We start from the raw sequence: 17,993 nt of genomic DNA, 5'->3' as shown, positions 1-17,993 counted from the left end.
AGAGCGCGATGGATCAGCAGCGCCGGCAAGCCGAGGATATGCGGACATCCACCCGCGACCTCGATGAGTTACACGAACGGATGCGCTCGTGGCTCTCCGGCAGGGTGGGATCCCCCGTCACGCTCTCCCGGCTGTCGGCGCCCTCGGGCAACGGCATGTCCAGCGAGACCCTGCTCTTCGACGCCTCCTGGACGGCGGCGGAGGGCCGGCGGGAGGTCGGCTGCGTCGCCCGGATGGCCCCGGCGAGCGAGGCCGTGCCGGTCTTCCCGAGCTACGACCTCGGCAGGCAGTTCGAGGTCATGCGGATGGCCAGGGAGCGCGCCGGCGTCCTCGCGCCCCGGACCCTGTGGTACGAGCCCGACCCCGCACCGATGGGCACCCCGTTCTTCGTGATGGAGCGGCTCACCGGCGACGTGCCGCCGGACGTCCTGCCCTACACCTTCGAGGGCTGGCTGCTGGACGCCTCCCCCGCCGACCGGACGCGGCTGCAGCGGCAGAGCGTCGAGATCCTGGCCAGACTGCACGACGCCCCGTTCACCGCGGCGGAGCTGCGCCCGCTGGAGATCGCGGGGACGGGCGAGTCCGCGCTGCGCAGGCACGTCGACGACCAGCGGTCCTACTACGAGTGGGCACACGGCTCGATGCGCATCCCGCTGCTGGAGCGGGCGTTCGACTGGCTGCGGGAGCACTGGCCGAACGATCCGGGACCCGACGTGCTGAGCTGGGGCGACGCCCGCATCGGGAACGTGATGTACCGCGACTTCACCCCGGTGGCGGTGCTGGACTGGGAGATGGCCGCGATCGCCCCCCGCGAGCTGGACATCGCCTGGATGATATTCCTGCACCGGTTCTTCCAGGAGATCGCCGAGGTCATGGAACTGCCCGGCCTACCCGACTTCATGCGACGCGAGGACGTATGCGAGACGTATCACGAAATAACGGGATACAAGCCACGCGACATGGAGTTCTACGAGATGTACGCCGCGCTCAGGCACGGCGTCATCATGGCCCGCGTCTGGCACCGCCGCATCCACTTCGGCGAGCAGCCCATGCCGGACGACCCCGACGACCTGGTGCTGCACCGGGCCGCCCTCGAACGGATGCTGGACGGGAGCTAGCGGACCACGGGTGTTCCGGGCGTCCGGCGCCGAAAGAACCCGGTGCGGTGAATGTCGGTCGGGGCTTCTATGGTCGTGAATCGTGAACTACGCCGTGCAGGGAACACTCGACGAGCTGGGCACCCCGCTCAGCCAGATCACCTTCGTCGTGTTCGACCTGGAGACCACCGGCGTCTCGGCGGGCGAGCACGCGATCACCGAGATCGGCGCGGTCAAGGTCAGGGGCGGTGAGGTGCTCGGTGAGTTCGGCACCCTGGTCGACCCCGGTTCACCGATCCCGCCGTTCATCTCGGTGCTGACCGGCATCACCGACGGCATGGTCGTGGCGGCGCCGCGGATCGAGTCGGTGCTGCCGTCCTTCCTGGAGTTCGCCGCGGGCTCCACCTTGGTGGCGCACAACGCCGGGTTCGACCTGGGGTTCATCAGGGCGGCCTGCGCGGCGCACGGGTATCCGCCGCCCGCCCACCAGGTGGTCGACACCGTCGACCTGGCCCGCAAGCTGCTGACCCGCGACGAGGCTCCCAACTGCAAGCTGTCCACGCTGGCCGCGATCTTCAGCCACACCGAGCCCTGCCACCGGGCGCTCGCCGACGCGCGGGCCACGGTCGACGTGCTGCACGCCCTGCTGGAGCGGGCGGGCTCCTTCGGGGTGCAGACGCTGGAGGAGCTCAAGGGCTTCGTCCGCGCGCCCACCCCCGAGCAGCGCCGCAAGCGGCACCTGGCCGACTCGGTGCCGACCGGACCTGGCGTCTACGTCTTCGAGGACTCCGGCGGCGACCCGCTCTACGTCGGTAAGAGCACCAACCTGCGCAACCGCGTGCGCGGTTACTTCACCGCGAGCGAGACCCGGCCCCGCGTCCGCGAGATGATCGGCATCGCCGCGCGGGTCAGATCCATCGCCTGCGCGACCCCGCTGGAGGCGGAGGTCAGGGAACTCAGGCTGATCGGCTCGGCCAAGCCTCGCTACAACCGCAGGTCGCGCCATCCGGAGAAGATGTTCTGGCTCAAGCTGACCGACGAGCTCTTCCCCCGCCTGTCGGTGGTCCGCGAGGTCAAGGACGACGAGGCGTCCTACCTGGGCCCGTTCACCAGCACCCGCGCCGCCGAGGACGCCCGCACCGTGTTGCACGAGACCATCCCGCTGCGGCAGTGCACCGAGCGGATCACTCCGCGTACCAGGCGCTCCGCCTGCGCGCTCGCCGAGATCGGCAGGTGCGGCGCACCGTGCGAGGGGCGTGAGACCCCCGACGAGTACGCGGTGCACGTCGTGGCGGCGCGCCGGGCGCTGGAGCTGGACGCGGCCGGGGTCTTCTCCGCCATGGAGGCCAGGATGGAGCGCCTGGCCCTCGACCAGCGCTACGAGGAGGCCGCGGCCGACCGCGACCGGCTCGCCTCCTACGTCCGCACCTCGGCCCGCATGCAGCGGCTGCGGTCGCTGACCGCCATCTCCCAGATGGTCGCGGCCGCCCCCGTGGCGGGCGGCCGTTGGGAGATCCATGTCATCCGGTACGGACGGCTCGCCTCGGCGGGGGTGATGCCGAGGGGCGCCCACCCCACCCCGTTCGTCGAGGCGCTGACGGCCACCGCCGAGACGGTGCCGCCCGGCCCCGGGCCGGTCCACGCCGCCAGCGCCGAGGAGACCGAGTGTGTCCTGCGCTGGCTGGAGTCCCCGGGGGTGCGGCTGGTGCAGGTGGAGGGCACCTGGAGCCTGCCCGTCTCGGGTGCCGGCCGGCTCAAGGCCCGCATCGACCGCGCCTACCAGGCGGCCGAGCCACGCCGGGCGCGCGAGGGCCGTCCGCTGCGCTGATAGCGTCAAAGACGGCAGGCAATACTCAACGAGGAGGAAGCTCGTGGTCACCGCGATCGTTCACATCAACGCCGAGGTGGACCGGATCCCCGAGGTCGCCCAGACGATCGCCGAGATCGACGGGGTGAGCGAGGTCTACTCCATAACCGGGGAGTACGACCTGATGGCCATGGTCCGCGTCACCGCCTACGAGGAGATCGCCGAGGTCATCCCCGGCCGGATCAACAAGGTGGCGGGGGTGCTGCACACCGAGACCAACATCGCCTTCCGCGCCTACTCCCGGCACGATCTGGACGCCGCCTTCTCGATCGGCCTCGGCGAGTCCGACTGACCCGCGCCGGCGGGGCGGAGACGAGGGCGGGTCGGTTCGAGGTCGGTGACGTCCCCCATACCCTTGCGGGCGGCCTCCGGGACCGCCTCGCCCGAGATGGGCAGCCGCGCCCGCACCTCGAACCCCCCTCCGGGCAGGATCCCGGCCGCCAGCGTCCCGCCGAACAGGGCGGCCCGCTCCCGCATGCCGAACAGGCCGTGCCCCGCGGTCGCCGCGGGGTCGGCCTGGCCGTCGTCCCGTACCAGCACGTCGAGGAAGCCCGGCCGCCAGCGCAGCGTGACGCGGGCCGAGCGGGCGCCGGCGTGTCGCAGGGTGTTGGCGAGCGCCTCCTGGACGATGCGGTAGGCCACCAGTTCGAGGGTGAGCGCGACCTCGGCGGGCCTGCCGTCCTCGACCATGTCCACGCCCAGGCCCGCCGCACGGACCTCGGTGAACAGGTCCCGCAGGTCGGACAGCCTGGGCTGGGGCGTCCTGCCCGCCGAGGAGCCGTCGAGATCGAGTAGCGACAGGGTGCGCTGGAGTTCGACGAGCGCCTGACGCCCCGACTCCTCGGCCACCCGCAAGGTCCGCCTGGCCCGCTCGGGATCCTTGTCCATGATCATCCGTCCGGCGCCCACGCCGAGCGTCATCATGCTGATTCCGTGCGCGACCACGTCGTTCAGCTCACGGGCGATGCGCACCCGCCTCTCGGCGAACTGGGCGCGGACCACTTCCTCCTGCTGACCGGCGAACCTGTCCTCTGCGGACTTGAGCCGCAGCAGCAGGAGCCTGCGACCCCACACCAGGCTCACGACGGCCACGCACAGTCCGAGCACCAGGCACGCCAGCAGGATGGGGAACACCTGATCGGTCAGGGGGTCAGCACGCCACATGGTCGCAACCTAGAACGGCACACCGAGGTGACACATCCGCTCTCGGGTGGATCTTCCATCCACCCGAGAGCTGAGACGTTCCGGCCGATAACGAAACAGTCACGGCCCGGCTACGGTCCGGCGACGGTCCGGAAGGTGCCGGGACCGCTCCTCTCCCAGGGAGATTCGCCGGCACCGCCGGGAGGGTTCGCGACGGCCTGTAGCCCCGCGCCGCGGGCGGGTACGGCTCAGGACGGCTTCGACGACCGGCTGACCGCGATCCAGCGATCGAGGGTCTCCCCGGCGGCACCGGAGTCGACGGCCCGTATGGCGCGCTCGTAGCCCGCGGCCATCGCGGCGTTCAGGTCGTCGCCGGCACCGTCGAGGGCGACCAGCGCGGCCGCGGCGTTCAGCAGCACCGCGTCGCGGACCGGGCCGGTCTTGCCGCCGACCAGGTCGTGCACGGCCCTGGCGTTGAAGGCCACGTCCCCGCCGCGCAACGCGTCGGGCGCCGCCCTGGGGATGTCGAGGACCGCCGGATCGAAGACGGTCTGCTCGGCGCCGCCCTCGCGCACCACCCAGACCGAGGAGGTCGTGGCGATGGTGAGCTCGTCCAGCCCGTCGTCGCCCCGGAAGACCAGGGCTGAGACCCCGCGCTCGGCGAAAACGCCCGCGACGACGGGGAGCATGCCCGCGTCGAAGATGCCGATCGCCTGGGCGGCGGGCCTGGCCGGGTTGGTCAGCGGGCCCAGGAAGTTGAAGACCGTGGGGACGCCGAGTTCCTTGCGCGGCGGGCCCGCGAAGCGGAACGCCGGATGGTAGACCGGCGCGAAGCAGAAGGCGATGCCGGCCTCCACCGCGACCCTGGCGGTGTCGGCCGGGGGCAGGTCGAGCACGACTCCCAGGTGTTCCAGGACGTCGGCGGCGCCGCACGAGGAGGAGGCGGCCCGGTTGCCGTGCTTGACGACCCTGGCCCCCGCCGCGGCGGCCACGATCGCGGCCATGGTGGAGACGTTGACGGTGTGCGCCCGGTCACCGCCGGTGCCTACGACGTCGACGACGGGGCCCTCGACCGTCAGCGGGGTGGCCAGTTCCAGCATCGTGCGCGCCAGTCCGGTCACCTCCGCGACCGTCTCGCCCTTCGCCCGCAGCGCCACCGCGAAGCCCGCGAACTGGGCGGGCGTGGCGGAGCCGGACATGATCTGCTTCATCGCCCAGGCGGTCTCGTCCGCCGTCAGGTGCTCGCCCGCGAGCAGGGCGGACAACAGCGCCGGCCAGGTGGTGCGCGCGTCCATGCAGTTCTCCAGAAGGTTTTACCGGGCGGTCAGACGAGTGGACAGGCGGCGGCGCATCAGGTCGGCGACGGTCTCCGCGAGGACGACCGGGTCGATCGGCTGCGGCACGACGGCCTCGGCGCGCGACCACTCGGCCAGCCAGCGGTCGTCGCGACGGGCGATCAGCAGGCAGATCGGCGGGCAGTCGTGGACCTCGTCCTTGGCCTGACGGGCCACCCCCATGCCCCCTGCGGGCTTGGCCTCGGCGTCGAGCACGGCGACGTCGATCTCACCGGAGTCGAAGTGCTGGACGACCTTGGCGTGGGTGGCGCACTCCACGATCTCCACGAGGGGCACGTCGGCGGCGGGGCGGCGGCCGAGTGCCTGCCGCACCTTCTCGCGGGTGCTCGCGTCGTCGCTGTAGACGAGGACCCTCATCTTGTCGTCGGTGCTCACGGTCGCGCTCACTATCCCTCGTCGATGTATGGTCACCTGGGATGCTACCGGTCAGCCGGCCTGGAGACCCAGGCCGGAGCCGCACCTGAGCAAATTGCCCCATACGTCCCCTTTTTGGGGGCGTATGCACCCCCTATCGGGGGGTCGTGCGGCGACCCGAGCAGGAGAGCCGCAATAATGCTGCCCGTGGCGACAGCATCCGCAATTTCAACGACGACGACAGCACACTCGTCCCGCAGACCCGATCTGGTCAGCGTCGGGACGATCGTCTGGCTGTCCTCCGAGCTCATGTTCTTCGCGGCGCTGTTCGCGATGTACTTCACCATCCGGTCTGTGAGCCTCAGCCAGGGACTGCCCTGGCCGGAGGCCCACCTGAACGTCCCCTTCGCCCTGGGTAACACGATCATCCTGGTCCTGTCGAGTGTGACCTGCCAGCTGGGCGTGTGGGCGGCTGAGAAGGGCCAGGTCGCCAAGCTGCGTTTCTGGTACATCGTCAGCTTCCTGATGGGCTCCGTGTTCGTGGCCGGCCAGCTGTACGAGTACAACGAGCTGGTCCACGAAGGACACACCCTGTCGCACAGCGCGTACGACTCGGTGTTCTACCTGACCACGGGCTTTCACGGCCTCCACGTGACCGGTGGACTGATCGCGTTCCTCTTCATGCTGGGACGCACGTACGCCGCGAAGCGCTTCACCCGTGAGCAGGCGACCAGCGCGATCGTCGTGTCCTACTACTGGCACTTCGTCGACGTGGTCTGGATCGGCCTTTTCGTGACCATCTATGGAATTCAATAAGGAATCGGGGATCTCTGTGAATAGGATCACCGCTGGGCGGCGGCATCCCCTCGCGAGATACGCCGTCCTGCTCCTGGCCCTGGCCCTGATCGGCGGGGTCTACACCGTTGCCCTGACGGTCTCCTCCAGCCGGCAGGCCGACGCCGCCATCGCGTCCGGCAGGGCCGACGACGTGGCCGAGGGCAAGAAGCTCTTCGAGCAGAGCTGCTCCAGCTGCCACGGGCTCAACGCCGAGGGCACCGCCTCGGGTCCGACCCTGATCGGCGTCGGCGCCGCCTCGGTGGACTTCCAGGTCAGCAGCGGCCGCATGCCCCTGGCCAACCCCGGCGCGCAGGCACCGCGCAAGCCCCCGCCGCCGTGGGTCGCCAAGACCAAGCGCCCCGACGGCACCTACGAGGCCGTCGACCAGCTCGCCGCCTACATCCAGTCGCTCGGCGGCGGTCCGGCCATCCCGGGCAAGGATCAGGTCGACCCCGCCATGGGAGACAAGGCCAAGGGCGGCGAGCTTTTCCGCGCCAACTGCATCCAGTGCCACAACTTCGTCGGCTCGGGCGGCGCCCTGACCCAGGGCAAGTACGCTCCGCCGCTCCACGAGGCCACCCCGACGCAGATCTACGAGGCCATGGTCACCGGCCCCCAGGCGATGCCGGTGTTCAACGACAGCATCATCACCCCTCAGCAGAAGAAGGACATGATCGCCTACATCGTGGGCGTGCGGAACGAGCCCAACCCGGGCGGCGCCGGTCTGGGCCGCATCGGCCCGGTCACCGAGGGCCTGGTGGCCTGGGTCGTCGGACTCAGCCTCCTCTCCCTGGCCGCCATCTGGATCACCGCGAAGAGGCGACAGGCCAAATGACTGAGAACAATCACGGCATCGAACAGCCGGAGGAACGCGCGCCAAGGCGCGTCATCGGCACCCCCCCACCCGCGGCGAGCACCTCCCTGCTCGGCACCGAGGAGCGCCCGTCGACCGAGGTCGTCCAGGTTCCCGGCGTGACCCCGCAGGACGAGACGACCGCGAAGAAGGGCGAGAAGTACGCCGCCCTCTGCTTCCTCGTCGCCTTCCTGGCCGGCATCGGCTTCGTGGTGTCGTACGTCGTCTTCCAGGTCGGCGACATCGAGAAGACGCAGGTCTCCAACCTCGCGCTGGGCGGCACGCTCACGCTGGCCCTGCTCGGGCTGGCCGCGGGCATGGTGACCTGGGTCCGCCTGGTCATGCCCAAGTACAACCTGGTCCAGGAGCGCCACCCGATGGCCTCCGACACCGAGACCCGGTCCTACGTCGGTGAGACCTTCATGCAGGGCGCGGCCGAGAGCGGCATCACCAAGCGCCCGCTGCTGCGCCGCACCCTGCTGATGGCCGCCGCCCCGCTCGGCCTGGCCCCGCTGGTCCTGCTGCGCGACCTCGGCCCGAGCTACAAGGACTTCCCCGCCAAGCTGCGGCACACCGTCTGGGGAGAGAAGACCAAGGACGGCAAGAACCGCAAGCTCCTCGTCGAGGGAAGCGGCTCGCCCATCCGGGCGGCCGACTTCAACTCCCCCGGCGGCATCCTCTCCGTGGTGCCCGAGGGATACGAGCACGACCTGAACGCGCTGGCCAAGGCCACCCTGATCCTGATCAAGTTCCGCCCGGAAGAGCTCAAGTCCGGGACGAACCTGAACTGGACCCACAACGGAATCGTGGCGTACTCCAAGATCTGCACGCACGTCGGCTGCCCCGCGGCCCTGTACGAGCAGACCACGCACCACATCCTGTGCCCGTGTCACCAGTCGACCTTCGACGCCGCCGACGGCGCCAAGGTCATCTTCGGTCCGGCGGCCCGGCCTCTTCCCCAGCTGCCGATCGCCGTGGACGAAGAGGGATACCTGGTGGCGACGGCGGACTTCCCCGTCCCCGTCGGGCCCAGCTTCTGGGAACGTGGCGACGCCGAGGCCGAGTTCCGTGAGGCCGAGGCCCAGAAGGGAGCCCAATCATGAGCACCCCCGTTCCCCAGCCCATCGCGGGCGCGAGCGGCTTCATCGACGACCGCATCGGGGCGGGCAACTTCCTGCGGCGGAACCTGCGGAAGATCTTCCCCGACCACTGGTCGTTCCTGCTCGGTGAGATCGCGCTCTACTCGTTCATCATCCTGCTGCTGACCGGCACGTTCCTGACGTTCTTCTTCAAGCCCAGCATGGGCCACGTGGAGTACACCGGCTCGTACGGCCCGCTGCAGGGCGTCATGATGTCCGAGGCGTACGCGTCGTCGCTGGCGATCAGCTTCGACGTGCGCGGCGGCCTGCTGATGCGCCAGATGCACCACTGGGCCGCCCTACTGTTCATCGGCGGCATGATGGTGCACGCGCTGCGGGTGTTCTTCACCGGCGCCTACCGCAAGCCGCGCGAGCTGAACTGGCTGATCGGCGTGCTGCTGCTGACGCTGGCCCTGGCCGCGGGACTGACCGGCTACTCCCTCCCCGACGACCTGCTCTCCGGCGCCGGTCTGCGGATCACCGAGGGTGTGGCGATCTCGCTGCCGCTGGTCGGCACCTGGATCACCTTCTTCCTCTTCGGTGGCGAGTACCCCGGCGTGGACATCGTCTCCCGGTTCTACTCGCTGCACATCCTGCTCATCCCGGGCATCCTGCTGGCGCTCATCTCGGCTCACATGATCCTGATGTGGGTCCAGAAGCACACGCAGATGCCGGGCAAGGGCCGCACCAACGAGAACGTGGTGGGCGCGCCGTTCTACCCGGCCTTCATGGTCAAGGCCGGCGCCTACTTCATGTTCACCTTCGGCGTCATCGCGCTGCTGGGCACCTTCGCCCAGATCAACCCGATCTGGCTGTACGGTCCCTACACCCCGGCCGACATCTCGGCGGGCTCGCAGCCCGACTTCTACATGGGCTTCCTTGAGGGTTCGCTCCGTCTGATGCCCGCCTGGGAGATCAACGTCCTGGGCTTCACGCTGCCGATGAGCGTGCTGATCCCGGCGCTGGTGCCGATGGGCATCATCATGACGGGACTGGCGCTGTATCCGTTCATCGAGCAGTGGGTCACCGGAGACCGCCGCGAGCACCACGTCGCGGACCGTCCCCGCAACAACCCGCACCGCACCTCGATCGGCATCTCCGCGATGACCTTCTACGGGGTCCTGTGGCTGCTCGGCGCCAACGACGAGATCGCCGCGTTCTTCCAGGTGTCGCTGAACTGGACGACCTACGTCGGCCGGGTTCTGATCTTCGCCGGTCCCGCGCTCGCCTACTACGTCACCTACCGGGTCTGCCTGGGCCTGCAGCGCGCCGACGCGGCCATCATCGGCCACGGCGTGGAGTCCGGCGTGATCAAGCGGCTGCCGCACGGCGAGTACATCGAGGTCCACGTCCCGCCCAACGAGGCCATCGAGGCCCATATGCGGGGCAAGGAGCCGGTCCCGGTCCTCACCGGGGGCGGCGGTGGAGACGACGACGGCATCCCGTCCAAGGCGATGCGCGGCCCGCTCGGCAAGCTCCGCACCAAGATGAGCGCGGCCTACGGCGGCGAGAAGATCCCGCTCGACGACGGCCACGGCCACGGTGAGGGCCACGAGGAGCACACCGCGGTCGGCCAGGGTGGAGACGACAAGTCCCTGACCCACTGATCCGCCACGGCTGACGCCACACGAGAGGCCCGGACACCGCACGGTGTCCGGGCCTCGACGTCTTTCCACACCCTTTTCCCGACGTCCCCCGCCCGAGGACCTCAGACCCCCGGAAGGCCACCCTGAGCCCCCTTCAGGGGCCTCCGCGGGCACCTCCGGTCAGGCGGGGGCGCGGCTTCAGACGTCGTCGGTGGTGAAGTGCTTGAGACTGCTCCACTTGAGCCATTCCCGCCAGCTCTCCTGCCAGTGCCCCCAGCCGTTGGTGGGCTCCAGGACGCGGGGCGAGCCGGTGATGATGATCGGGTCCCCGATCAGGGTGTTGTCGAGGAACCACTTGGCGTTGCTCGGGCTGACGTTGACGCAGCCGTGGCTGACGTTGGAGTAGCCCTGGGAGCCGACCGACCACGGGGCGCTGTGGATGTACTCGCCGCTGTTGGAGATGCGGACCGTGTCGTAGACGGTCAGCTGGTAGTAGCCGGCCGAGCCGGGCCCGATGCCCGGAGAGGTCATCACCGTGACGTTCTCCCTGGACATCGCCAGGTGCACGCCGCTGGTCGTGTGGTACTTCCAGACGCCGCCCTGGCCCGCGCTCATCGGGATCTCCCTGACGACTTTGCCGTTGCGCCGCACCGTGAGGTGGTGGGAGGGAATGCTGCCCCGGGTGATCTGCGCGCGGCCGACCTTGAAGTTGACCGTCCGGTTCGCCGCGCCGTACAGGCCGGCGCCGCCACGCACCCCGGCCAGCCGGGCCTCGACCCTGACCTTGGTGCCCGAGGGCCAGAAGTTCTTCGGGCGGAAGTGCACGTTGCGGTCGTCGAACCAGTGCCACGCCCCCAGGACCGGCCTGGAGGTACGGACGAACAGGTTGCGCTCGACGGAGACGCGGTCGGTGACGGGATGGTCGAAGGTGATCATCACCGGCATGCCGACGCCGACGGTCAGCCCGGTCATGTCCCGGTCCGGCATGAAGCTCTCGATCGCGAAGGTCTCGCGGCCCTTCACCGTGGAGAAGGACGAGGTCGTCTGGGTGACGGCGCCCGCCGGATTGACCGCCGTCACCGAGACCTCGTAGGAGGCTCCTGGAGCCGCCGTACCACGACTGCGCCACTGTGTGCCGTCGGCGCTGAGAACGCCCGGCAGAGAGCCTTTGGCGCCCTTCACGGCCCTGACGGTGACCGACTTCAAGGTGCCGCCCTGCGCCGCGACCAGGACCGGAGTGTCCGTCGGCACTCCCCTGGCCCCCTTGAACGGTGCCACGGTGACCACGGCGGCGGCGGACTCCGCCTGCTGGGACGCCTGCGGCGTCTGGTCCTGGCGTACGGCGGTGCTTGTCGAGCAGGAGGTCGTCACCAGCACGAGGGCCAGCAGTCCCGCTCCCTGGCTCGAACCACGGATCGCGTGCCCCACATGAACTCCCCTGTCCCGGACTGAACCACTGATTCAGTTATTACCCGGAGTAAGCGGTCCACCACATAAGACATCCACCCTGAGCCCCAAATAAACGCCAAAAAGCGGGCCACGGAAGTTTTTCCGTGGCCCGCTTTTCGCGGTGGGACGCGGGGTCAGTGCGAGAAGTTGCCCCGGTAGTACTCGAAAACGAAACCGATCATGCTCATGATGATCGCGAACACGCCGATCAGGAACAGCCACCAGCCGATGACCAGGCCGACCCCGGCGAGCGAGACGGCCAGGCAGACGAAGAGCGGCCACCAGCTGTGCGGGCTGAAGAAGCCGAGCTCTCCGGCACCGTCGCTGATCTCGCCCTGCTTGTCGTCCTCCGGCTGATCGCCGATGCGGCGGGCCGTGTACATCAGGTAGTAGCCGATCATGAGCGCGAAGCCCACCGAGATGGCCATCGCCGTCGTGCCGACCGGCTCCCTCGACCAGTACCAGTAGACGACGTCCACGGCGGCGAAGAAGACGCCGCAGAGGATGAACAACCAGCCCTGGACCTTCATTCGTTCTCCTCCAGCTCACGGGGGGCCGGTGCGTGCGGGTACTTGAGGTCGAACGCCGGGCGCTCGGACCGGATGCGGGGCAGCGAGGTGAAGTTGTGCCTCGGCGGCGGGCAGGACGTCGCCCATTCGAGGGAGTTGCCGTAGCCCCACGGGTCGTCCACGGTGACCTGCGGCGCGGTCTTGTGGGTCTTCCACACGTTGTAGAGGAACGGCAGCGTGGAGGCACCCAGCAGGAACGCACCCACCGAGGAGACCATGTTGAGGTCGGTGAACCCGTCGATCGGGCTGTAGTCGGCGTAGCGGCGCGGGAAGCCCTGCGCGCCCAGCCAGTGCTGGACCAGGAAGGTCGCGTGGAAGCCGACGAACAGCGTCCAGAAGTGGATCTTGCCCAGCCTGTCGTTCAGCATCTTGCCGGTGAACTTGGGCCACCAGAAGTAGAAGCCGGCGAACATCGCGAACACCACGGTGCCGAACACCACGTAGTGGAAGTGCGCCACCACGAAGTAGGAGTCGGACACCTGGAAGTCCAGCGGCGGGGAGGCCAGGATGACACCGGTCAGACCGCCGAACAGGAAGGTCACCAGGAAGCCGATCGAGAACAGCATCGGCGACTCGAACGACAGGTGGCCGCGCCACATGGTGCCGATCCAGTTGAAGAACTTCACCCCGGTGGGCACCGCGATGAGGAACGTCATGAAGGAGAAGAACGGCAGCAGCACCTGGCCGGTGGCGAACATGTGGTGCGCCCACACCGTGATCGACAGACCCGCGATGGCGATGGTCGCGCCCACCAGGCCGATGTAGCCGAACAGCGGCTTGCGGCTGAAGACGGGCAGGATCTCGGTCACGATGCCGAAGAACGGCAGCGCGATGATGTAGACCTCGGGATGGCCGAAGAACCAGAACAGGTGCTGCCAGAGCAGCGCCCCGCCGGTGGCGGGGTCGAAGATGTGCGTGCCGAGCTTGCGGTCGGACTCCAGCGCCAGCAGCGCGGCGGCCAGCACCGGGAAGGCCATCAGCACCAGGATCGAGGTGAGCAGCACGTTCCAGGTGAACATCGGCAGGCGGAACATGGTCATGCCGGGCGCGCGCATGCACACGATCGTGGTGATGAAGTTCACAGAGCCGAGGATCGTGCCCAGACCGCTGATGGTCAGGCCGACGATCCACAGGTCGCCGCCGATGCCCGGGGAACTGATCGCGTTCGACAGCGGGGTGTAGGCGAACCAGCCGAAGCTGGCCGCGCCGCCCGGGGTGAGGAAGCCCGACAGGGCGATGGTGCTGCCGAAGGTGAAGAGCCAGTAGCTGACCATGTTCAGCCGCGGGAAGGCGACGTCGGGCGCGCCGATCTGCAGCGGCATCAGCTCGTTGGCGAACCCGGCGAACAGCGGGGTCGCGAACATCAGCAGCATGACGGTGCCGTGCATGGTGAACAGCTGGTTGAACTGCTCGTTCGTGGTCAGCTGGAGACCCGGCTGGGCCAGCTCCGCCCGCATGATCAGCGCCATGACGCCGCCGATCAGGAAGAAGACGAACGAGGTGATCAGGTAGAGATGTCCGATGATCTTGTGATCGGTGGACGTCGCCCACTTGACGACGACCGAGCCCTTGCGGGTCGGCGCCGGGGAGAGGGCGAGAGGCTCGTTAAGTGCGGTCACTGGGCACCCGCCTGGCTAGCGATGTACTGGTCGAACTCGGCCTGGGGCACGAGCTTCACCGAGAAGAGCATCCGGCTGTGGTCCACACCGCAGAGCTCGGCGCAGCGGCCGGCGTAGACGCCTGCCTTGTTCAGCGTCTGCACCTCGAACTTGTTGTTCACACCCGGGATCACGTCGCGCTTGAAGTGGAACGCCGGGACCCAGAAGGAGTGGATGACGTCCGGCGAGTGGAGGTCGAACTCGACGTTCTTCTCGACCGGCAGCACCAGCTCGGGGCCCTTGGTGTAGTCCGCCGCGGGCAGGCCCACGACCTGGACGGTCTTGCCGTTGTACTCCGTCGTGAAGCGCCAGCTCCACTGGAAGCCCTCGACCTTGACCGTCACGTCGGGCTTGCCGGACAGGGTGTTGATGTAGTTCTGGTCCCGCGCGGTGAAGAAGAAGAACACGCCGACCATGATGATCGGCACCACCGTGTAAAGGATCTCGATCGGCAGGTTGTACCGCACCTGAGGCGGCAGTTCCTCCTTGGAGTTCTTCTTCTTACGGTGGAAGGCGACGGACCAGAGGATCAGACCCCACACGACCACACCGGTGGCGAGGGCGGCGATCCACGATCCGTTCCACAGGCTCTGGACGGATTCGGACTGCTTGGTGACGCCCTCGGGCAGGCCGCCTCGGGACCATTCTTCGGCACTGCACGCCGTCAGGGAAACCAGCAGCAGCGCCAGAGCGGCAGCGCGTGGCACCCGGCGGCGGGCCAACGGACGCCGTGCGGAACGGCGGGTCGGACTCACGGATCGCCTACCCCACAGATGAAGCCCAGGAGTCGCTCCTGGGCGGTCGTTTGTTCACGTTCAAGATTTGTAGTTCACAGCTTCACGCTGGGGGACACATTAGCGCGGACAACCGTCGCCCCCCCGCGCAGCCCCCGCCCGCACCGCGCGTGGTGCGACGATTGGAGCGTGGCGTACTTCGACGCGGCCTCCACTGAGCCGCTGCACCCCCAGGCTCGGGAGGCTCTCATCGCGGCCCTCGACGTCGGCTGGGCCGACCCCGCGAGGCTGTACGGTTCCGCTCGCCGGGCAAGGATGTTACTGGAACAGGCGAGGACCGAGGTCGCCGAGGCCCTGGGCGCCAGAGCCGACGAGGTCTCGTTCACCTCGTCGGGCACCCAGGCGGTGCACCTGGGCGTGCTCGGCACCCTGCACGGGCGCCGCAGGAGCGGCCGCCGCCTGGTGACCTCGGCCGTGGAGCACTCCAGCGTGCTGCACGCGGCCGGCATCCACGAGCGCGACGGCGGCTCGGTCGAGACGGTCGGCGTCGGGATCACCGGCGCCGTCGAGATCGGCGCCTTCCGCGAGGCGGTGCTCGCCGAGGGCACCGCCCTGGCCTGTCTGCAGAGCGCCAACCACGAGGTCGGGACCGTCCAGCCGGTCGCCGAGGTGGCGGCGGCGTGCGCCGAGGCGGGGGTGCCGCTGCTGGTGGACGCCGCCCAGACCGCGGGCCGGATGCCGCTGCCCGGCGGCTGGTCGGTGCTGGCCGCGAGCGCGCACAAGTGGGGCGGCCCGGCGGGGGTCGGCGTGCTGGTGGTCCGCAAGGGCACCCGGTGGCGCAGCCCGCTGCCCGAGGACGACCGCGAGCGCCGCCGGGTGCCCGGTTTCGAGAACGTGCCGGCGATCGTCGCGGCGGCCGCCGCGCTGCGTGCCACGGTGGCCGAGTCGGCCGTGGAGTCGGCCAGGCTCTCCGCGCTCGTGGACCGCGTCAGGAGCGAGGTGCCCCGGCTGGTCCCCGATGTCGAGGTCATCGGTGATCCGGTCGTGCGGGCGCCGCACATCGTCACCTTTTCGTGTCTTTACGTGGAAGGTGAGGCACTGCTCACCGAACTCGACAAGGCCGGATTCTCGGTATCGTCCGGCAGTTCCTGCACGGCGAGTACGCTTCGTCCATCACATGTTCTGGAGGCCATGGGCGTGCTCACCCACGGGAACGTGCGGGTGTCGCTGCCCAGGGGCACCTCGGCGGCGGATGTCGACCGTTTCCTCGCCGTCCTGCCCGGCACGGTACGCAGGATCCGCGAGGAGGCGGGGGTTAAACTGTGATCAACATTTGGGAAGTGAAGACTCCATGACGTCCAGCCAGGCCAACCCGGCGGGATCGGCCCAGAGCCCGGCACTGACCATCGACGCGCTGGGCAAGAAGTGCCCGATTCCCATCATCATGCTGGCCGAGCAGATCAACCACGTGCCGCTCAACGCGATCGTCGCGGTCCTGGCCGACGATCCCGCCGCCTTCACCGACATCCCGGCCTGGTGTCGGCTGAAGTCGCACCACCACGTGGCCAGCTACGAGCTCCCCGAGCGCGGCTGGTCCATCCACGTGCGCCGCAACTACTGACTTGTCCTGAAACTGGGTATGACCCTCCCCGAAAATCCATCAAACGGTTCGGGGGGACAATATGAGCGGCGAGACCGCCAGGAGTCTGATGAATGCCGGGGTCCGGTGCGTGGAGGCACACGAGACGCTCGACCGGGCCGCACAGATGATGCGCGACATGAACGTGGGCGCGCTACCCATCTGCGGCAGCGACGACCGGCTGAAGGGGATCATCACCGACCGCGACATCGTGGTCAAGTGCGTGGCCCATGGCATGGACCCGTCCAAGGTCACCGCCGGTGAGCTGGCGACCGGCCTGGTCTGGGTGTCGTCGGACGCCAGCGTCGACGAGACGCTGGCCAAGATGGAACAGAACCAGATACGGCGGCTGCCGGTGATCGAGGACGGCCGCATCATCGGCATGATCAGCGAGGCCGACCTGGCCAAGCACCTGCCCGACGACAAGCTCGCCGAGTTCGTGCACCGCGTCTACGCGAGCGCCTGACACCTTCCGGGACGGCATCCCGCCCGGCTGAGTGCCCGATGTCGGGTGATCTCAGCCGGGCGTGGCTCAGCCGCCGGTCCAGCGGTGGTCCGGGCCGCCGGTGATCCCGGCGGTGCCCGGCGCCGGCCGGCCGCTGTCCGAGCGGCGGCTCAGGCGTGGTGGCACTTCACGAAGCCGGCCACCTCGGCCGCGGCGTCGGTGCCGTAGGCGTCGGCGAAGCGCTCCAGGAAGATCCGCTGGCCGAGTTCGTACTCCTGGCCGCCGACGCGCTCCAGCACGTGGGTGGCGGTGAGGTTGCCGACCTGGCCGCAGCGCTCCAGGGACAGGCCCCAGGCCAGCGCCGCCAGGAAACCGGACCTGAAGGCGTCTCCCACGCCTGTGGGGTCCGCCTTGCCGAGCTCGGGCGCCGGGGGGACGTGCAGCGGCGGCTCGTCCTTGCGGTCGATGACGACGCCCTTGGGGCCGAGCGTGGTGACCCGGACGCCGACCCGGTCGAGGATCTCCTCGTCGGCCCAGCCGGTCTTCTGCTCGATCATGCCCTTCTCGTAGTCGTTGCCGAACAGATAGGCGGCGCCGTCGACCAGTTCGCGGATCTCCTCGCCGGGCATCCGCGCGAGCTGCTGGGAGGGGTCGGCGGCGAACGGGATCGCGCGCTGGCGCGCCTCGGCGGTGTGCCTGAGCATCGCCTCGGGGTCGTTGGGGCTGATCAGCACCAGGTCCAGGCCACCGAGCCGCTGGCTGATCGGGCCCAGCTCGATGAGACGGGCCTCGGCCATCGCACCGGTGTAGAACGACGCGATCTGGTTGTGGTCGTCGTCGGTCGTGCACAGGAAGCGGGCGGTGTGGTGCAGCTCCGAGACGTGGACGGAGTCGCAGTCGACGCCGTGGCGCTCCAGCCAGGAGCGGTAGTCGGCGAAGTCCGCGCCGACCGCGCCGACCAGGACGGGCCGAAGACCCAGGCAACCCATGCCGAAGGCGATGTTGGCCGCGCAGCCGCCGCGGCGGATCTGCAGGTCGTCCACGAGAAACGACAGGGAAATCCGGTGGAGCTGATCGGCGATGAGCTGGTCGCCGAAGCGGCCCGGGAAGGTCATCAGGTGATCTGTCGCGATTGAGCCGGTGACGGCGATGCGCACGGGGTTCTTCTCCTCGTTGTCAGCATCTCTGGGAACGTGGGCGATCGAGCCACGCAAGAATACGCGACCTTGTGGGCGCACGAAGGCCCCGCGCGGTGACATCCGTCACCG

General features: G+C 69.0%; 18 protein-coding genes. 10 read left to right on the top strand and 8 right to left on the bottom strand.

Features of this window, described 5'->3' with window-relative positions; all coding sequences use genetic code 11:
- Window positions 1-38: 38 nt before the first annotated feature.
- The 3 genes from ABZU75_RS05050 (at window position 39) to ABZU75_RS05040 (ending at window position 3,256) form a co-directional block, all read left to right on the top strand.
- On the top strand, window positions 39-1,118 hold the full coding sequence (locus ABZU75_RS05050; RefSeq protein WP_355549641.1) for a phosphotransferase family protein: 1,080 nt from the start codon (window positions 39-41) through the stop codon (window positions 1,116-1,118).
- Window positions 1,119-1,200: 82 nt separating this feature from the next.
- Entirely contained in the window at window positions 1,201-2,925 is a 1,725-nt protein-coding gene (locus ABZU75_RS05045; protein WP_355549639.1) for a DEDD exonuclease domain-containing protein, read from the top strand.
- A gap of 43 nt (window positions 2,926-2,968) precedes the next feature.
- Window positions 2,969-3,256: an Lrp/AsnC ligand binding domain-containing protein gene (locus ABZU75_RS05040; RefSeq protein ID WP_030910213.1), complete on the top strand. Its 288-nt coding sequence runs from the start codon at window positions 2,969-2,971 to the stop codon at window positions 3,254-3,256.
- Here ABZU75_RS05040 and ABZU75_RS05035 read toward each other — a convergent pair.
- The 3 genes from ABZU75_RS05035 to ABZU75_RS05025 all read right to left on the bottom strand — a co-directional run bounded on the left by ABZU75_RS05035 (window position 3,199) and on the right by ABZU75_RS05025 (window position 5,819).
- Complete coding sequence (locus tag ABZU75_RS05035; protein ID WP_355549636.1) at window positions 3,199-4,128, bottom strand: histidine kinase; 930 nt, start codon at window positions 4,126-4,128, stop codon at window positions 3,199-3,201. The genes ABZU75_RS05040 and ABZU75_RS05035 overlap by 58 nt on opposite strands.
- 227 nt (window positions 4,129-4,355) lie before the next feature.
- A complete protein-coding gene (gene trpD, locus ABZU75_RS05030; RefSeq protein WP_355549634.1) occupies window positions 4,356-5,402 on the bottom strand; it encodes an anthranilate phosphoribosyltransferase in 1,047 nt (348 codons plus the stop codon).
- 18 nt (window positions 5,403-5,420) lie between these two features.
- Window positions 5,421-5,819 carry a hypothetical protein gene (locus tag ABZU75_RS05025; protein ID WP_350930325.1) on the bottom strand — a complete coding sequence of 133 codons (399 nt, stop codon included), beginning with the start codon at window positions 5,817-5,819 and terminating at the stop codon, window positions 5,421-5,423.
- Window positions 5,820-6,014: 195 nt separating this feature from the next.
- Between ABZU75_RS05025 and ABZU75_RS05020 the strand changes: the two genes are divergently transcribed.
- Genes ABZU75_RS05020 through ABZU75_RS05005 form a run of 4 tightly spaced genes read left to right on the top strand, consistent with a single transcriptional unit; the run spans window position 6,015 to window position 10,252 of the window.
- Entirely contained in the window at window positions 6,015-6,632 is a 618-nt protein-coding gene (locus ABZU75_RS05020) for a heme-copper oxidase subunit III (RefSeq protein WP_350930311.1), read from the top strand.
- 16 nt (window positions 6,633-6,648) lie between these two features.
- Window positions 6,649-7,488 carry a c-type cytochrome gene (locus tag ABZU75_RS05015; RefSeq protein ID WP_355549631.1) on the top strand — a complete coding sequence of 280 codons (840 nt, stop codon included), beginning with the start codon at window positions 6,649-6,651 and terminating at the stop codon, window positions 7,486-7,488.
- Window positions 7,485-8,609 (top strand): Rieske 2Fe-2S domain-containing protein, encoded by a 1,125-nt coding sequence (locus tag ABZU75_RS05010; protein ID WP_355549629.1) that lies wholly within the window; start codon window positions 7,485-7,487, stop codon window positions 8,607-8,609. Before ABZU75_RS05015 ends, ABZU75_RS05010 begins: the two co-directional genes overlap by 4 nt.
- The gene (locus ABZU75_RS05005) at window positions 8,606-10,252 is read left to right on the top strand and encodes a ubiquinol-cytochrome c reductase cytochrome b subunit (protein ID WP_355549627.1); all 1,647 of its coding nucleotides are present in this window, start codon (window positions 8,606-8,608) and stop codon (window positions 10,250-10,252) included. Before ABZU75_RS05010 ends, ABZU75_RS05005 begins: the two co-directional genes overlap by 4 nt.
- Window positions 10,253-10,429: 177 nt before the next feature.
- Here ABZU75_RS05005 and ABZU75_RS05000 read toward each other — a convergent pair whose 3' ends face one another.
- From ABZU75_RS05000 to coxB, 4 genes are all read right to left on the bottom strand, one after another.
- The gene (locus ABZU75_RS05000; RefSeq protein WP_355549625.1) at window positions 10,430-11,659 is read right to left on the bottom strand and encodes an Ig-like domain-containing protein; all 1,230 of its coding nucleotides are present in this window, start codon (window positions 11,657-11,659) and stop codon (window positions 10,430-10,432) included.
- 155 nt (window positions 11,660-11,814) lie between these two features.
- Window positions 11,815-12,210 carry a cytochrome c oxidase subunit 4 gene (locus ABZU75_RS04995; RefSeq protein ID WP_350930306.1) on the bottom strand — a complete coding sequence of 132 codons (396 nt, stop codon included), beginning with the start codon at window positions 12,208-12,210 and terminating at the stop codon, window positions 11,815-11,817.
- Window positions 12,207-13,868, bottom strand: a complete 1,662-nt coding sequence (gene ctaD / locus ABZU75_RS04990; protein WP_355549622.1) for a cytochrome c oxidase subunit I — start codon at window positions 13,866-13,868, stop codon at window positions 12,207-12,209. Before ctaD ends, ABZU75_RS04995 begins: the two co-directional genes overlap by 4 nt.
- Window positions 13,865-14,614: a cytochrome c oxidase subunit II gene (gene coxB / locus ABZU75_RS04985; RefSeq protein ID WP_355549620.1), complete on the bottom strand. Its 750-nt coding sequence runs from the start codon at window positions 14,612-14,614 to the stop codon at window positions 13,865-13,867. The genes ctaD and coxB overlap by 4 nt, the downstream gene beginning before the upstream one ends.
- A gap of 216 nt (window positions 14,615-14,830) precedes the next feature.
- On the opposite strand from coxB, the gene ABZU75_RS04980 reads away from it, so the two are divergent.
- From ABZU75_RS04980 to ABZU75_RS04970, 3 genes are all read left to right on the top strand, one after another.
- Window positions 14,831-15,967 carry an aminotransferase class V-fold PLP-dependent enzyme gene (locus ABZU75_RS04980; protein ID WP_350930303.1) on the top strand — a complete coding sequence of 379 codons (1,137 nt, stop codon included), beginning with the start codon at window positions 14,831-14,833 and terminating at the stop codon, window positions 15,965-15,967.
- Window positions 15,968-15,992: 25 nt separating this feature from the next.
- Window positions 15,993-16,262, top strand: a complete 270-nt coding sequence (locus tag ABZU75_RS04975; RefSeq protein WP_343970174.1) for a sulfurtransferase TusA family protein — start codon at window positions 15,993-15,995, stop codon at window positions 16,260-16,262.
- An 88-nt stretch (window positions 16,263-16,350) separates the two neighbouring features.
- Entirely contained in the window at window positions 16,351-16,746 is a 396-nt protein-coding gene (locus tag ABZU75_RS04970; protein ID WP_350930302.1) for a CBS domain-containing protein, read from the top strand.
- 149 nt (window positions 16,747-16,895) lie between these two features.
- On the opposite strand, the gene ABZU75_RS04965 is transcribed toward ABZU75_RS04970, so the two are convergent.
- Window positions 16,896-17,882 carry a carbohydrate kinase family protein gene (locus tag ABZU75_RS04965; RefSeq protein ID WP_355549617.1) on the bottom strand — a complete coding sequence of 329 codons (987 nt, stop codon included), beginning with the start codon at window positions 17,880-17,882 and terminating at the stop codon, window positions 16,896-16,898.
- Window positions 17,883-17,993: the final 111 nt, after the last annotated feature.

The organism is Streptosporangium sp. NPDC005286 (genome assembly GCF_040607515.1).
Taxonomy (GTDB): domain Bacteria; phylum Actinomycetota; class Actinomycetes; order Streptosporangiales; family Streptosporangiaceae; genus Streptosporangium.
This window is presented reverse-complemented; position numbering and strand designations above follow the sequence as displayed.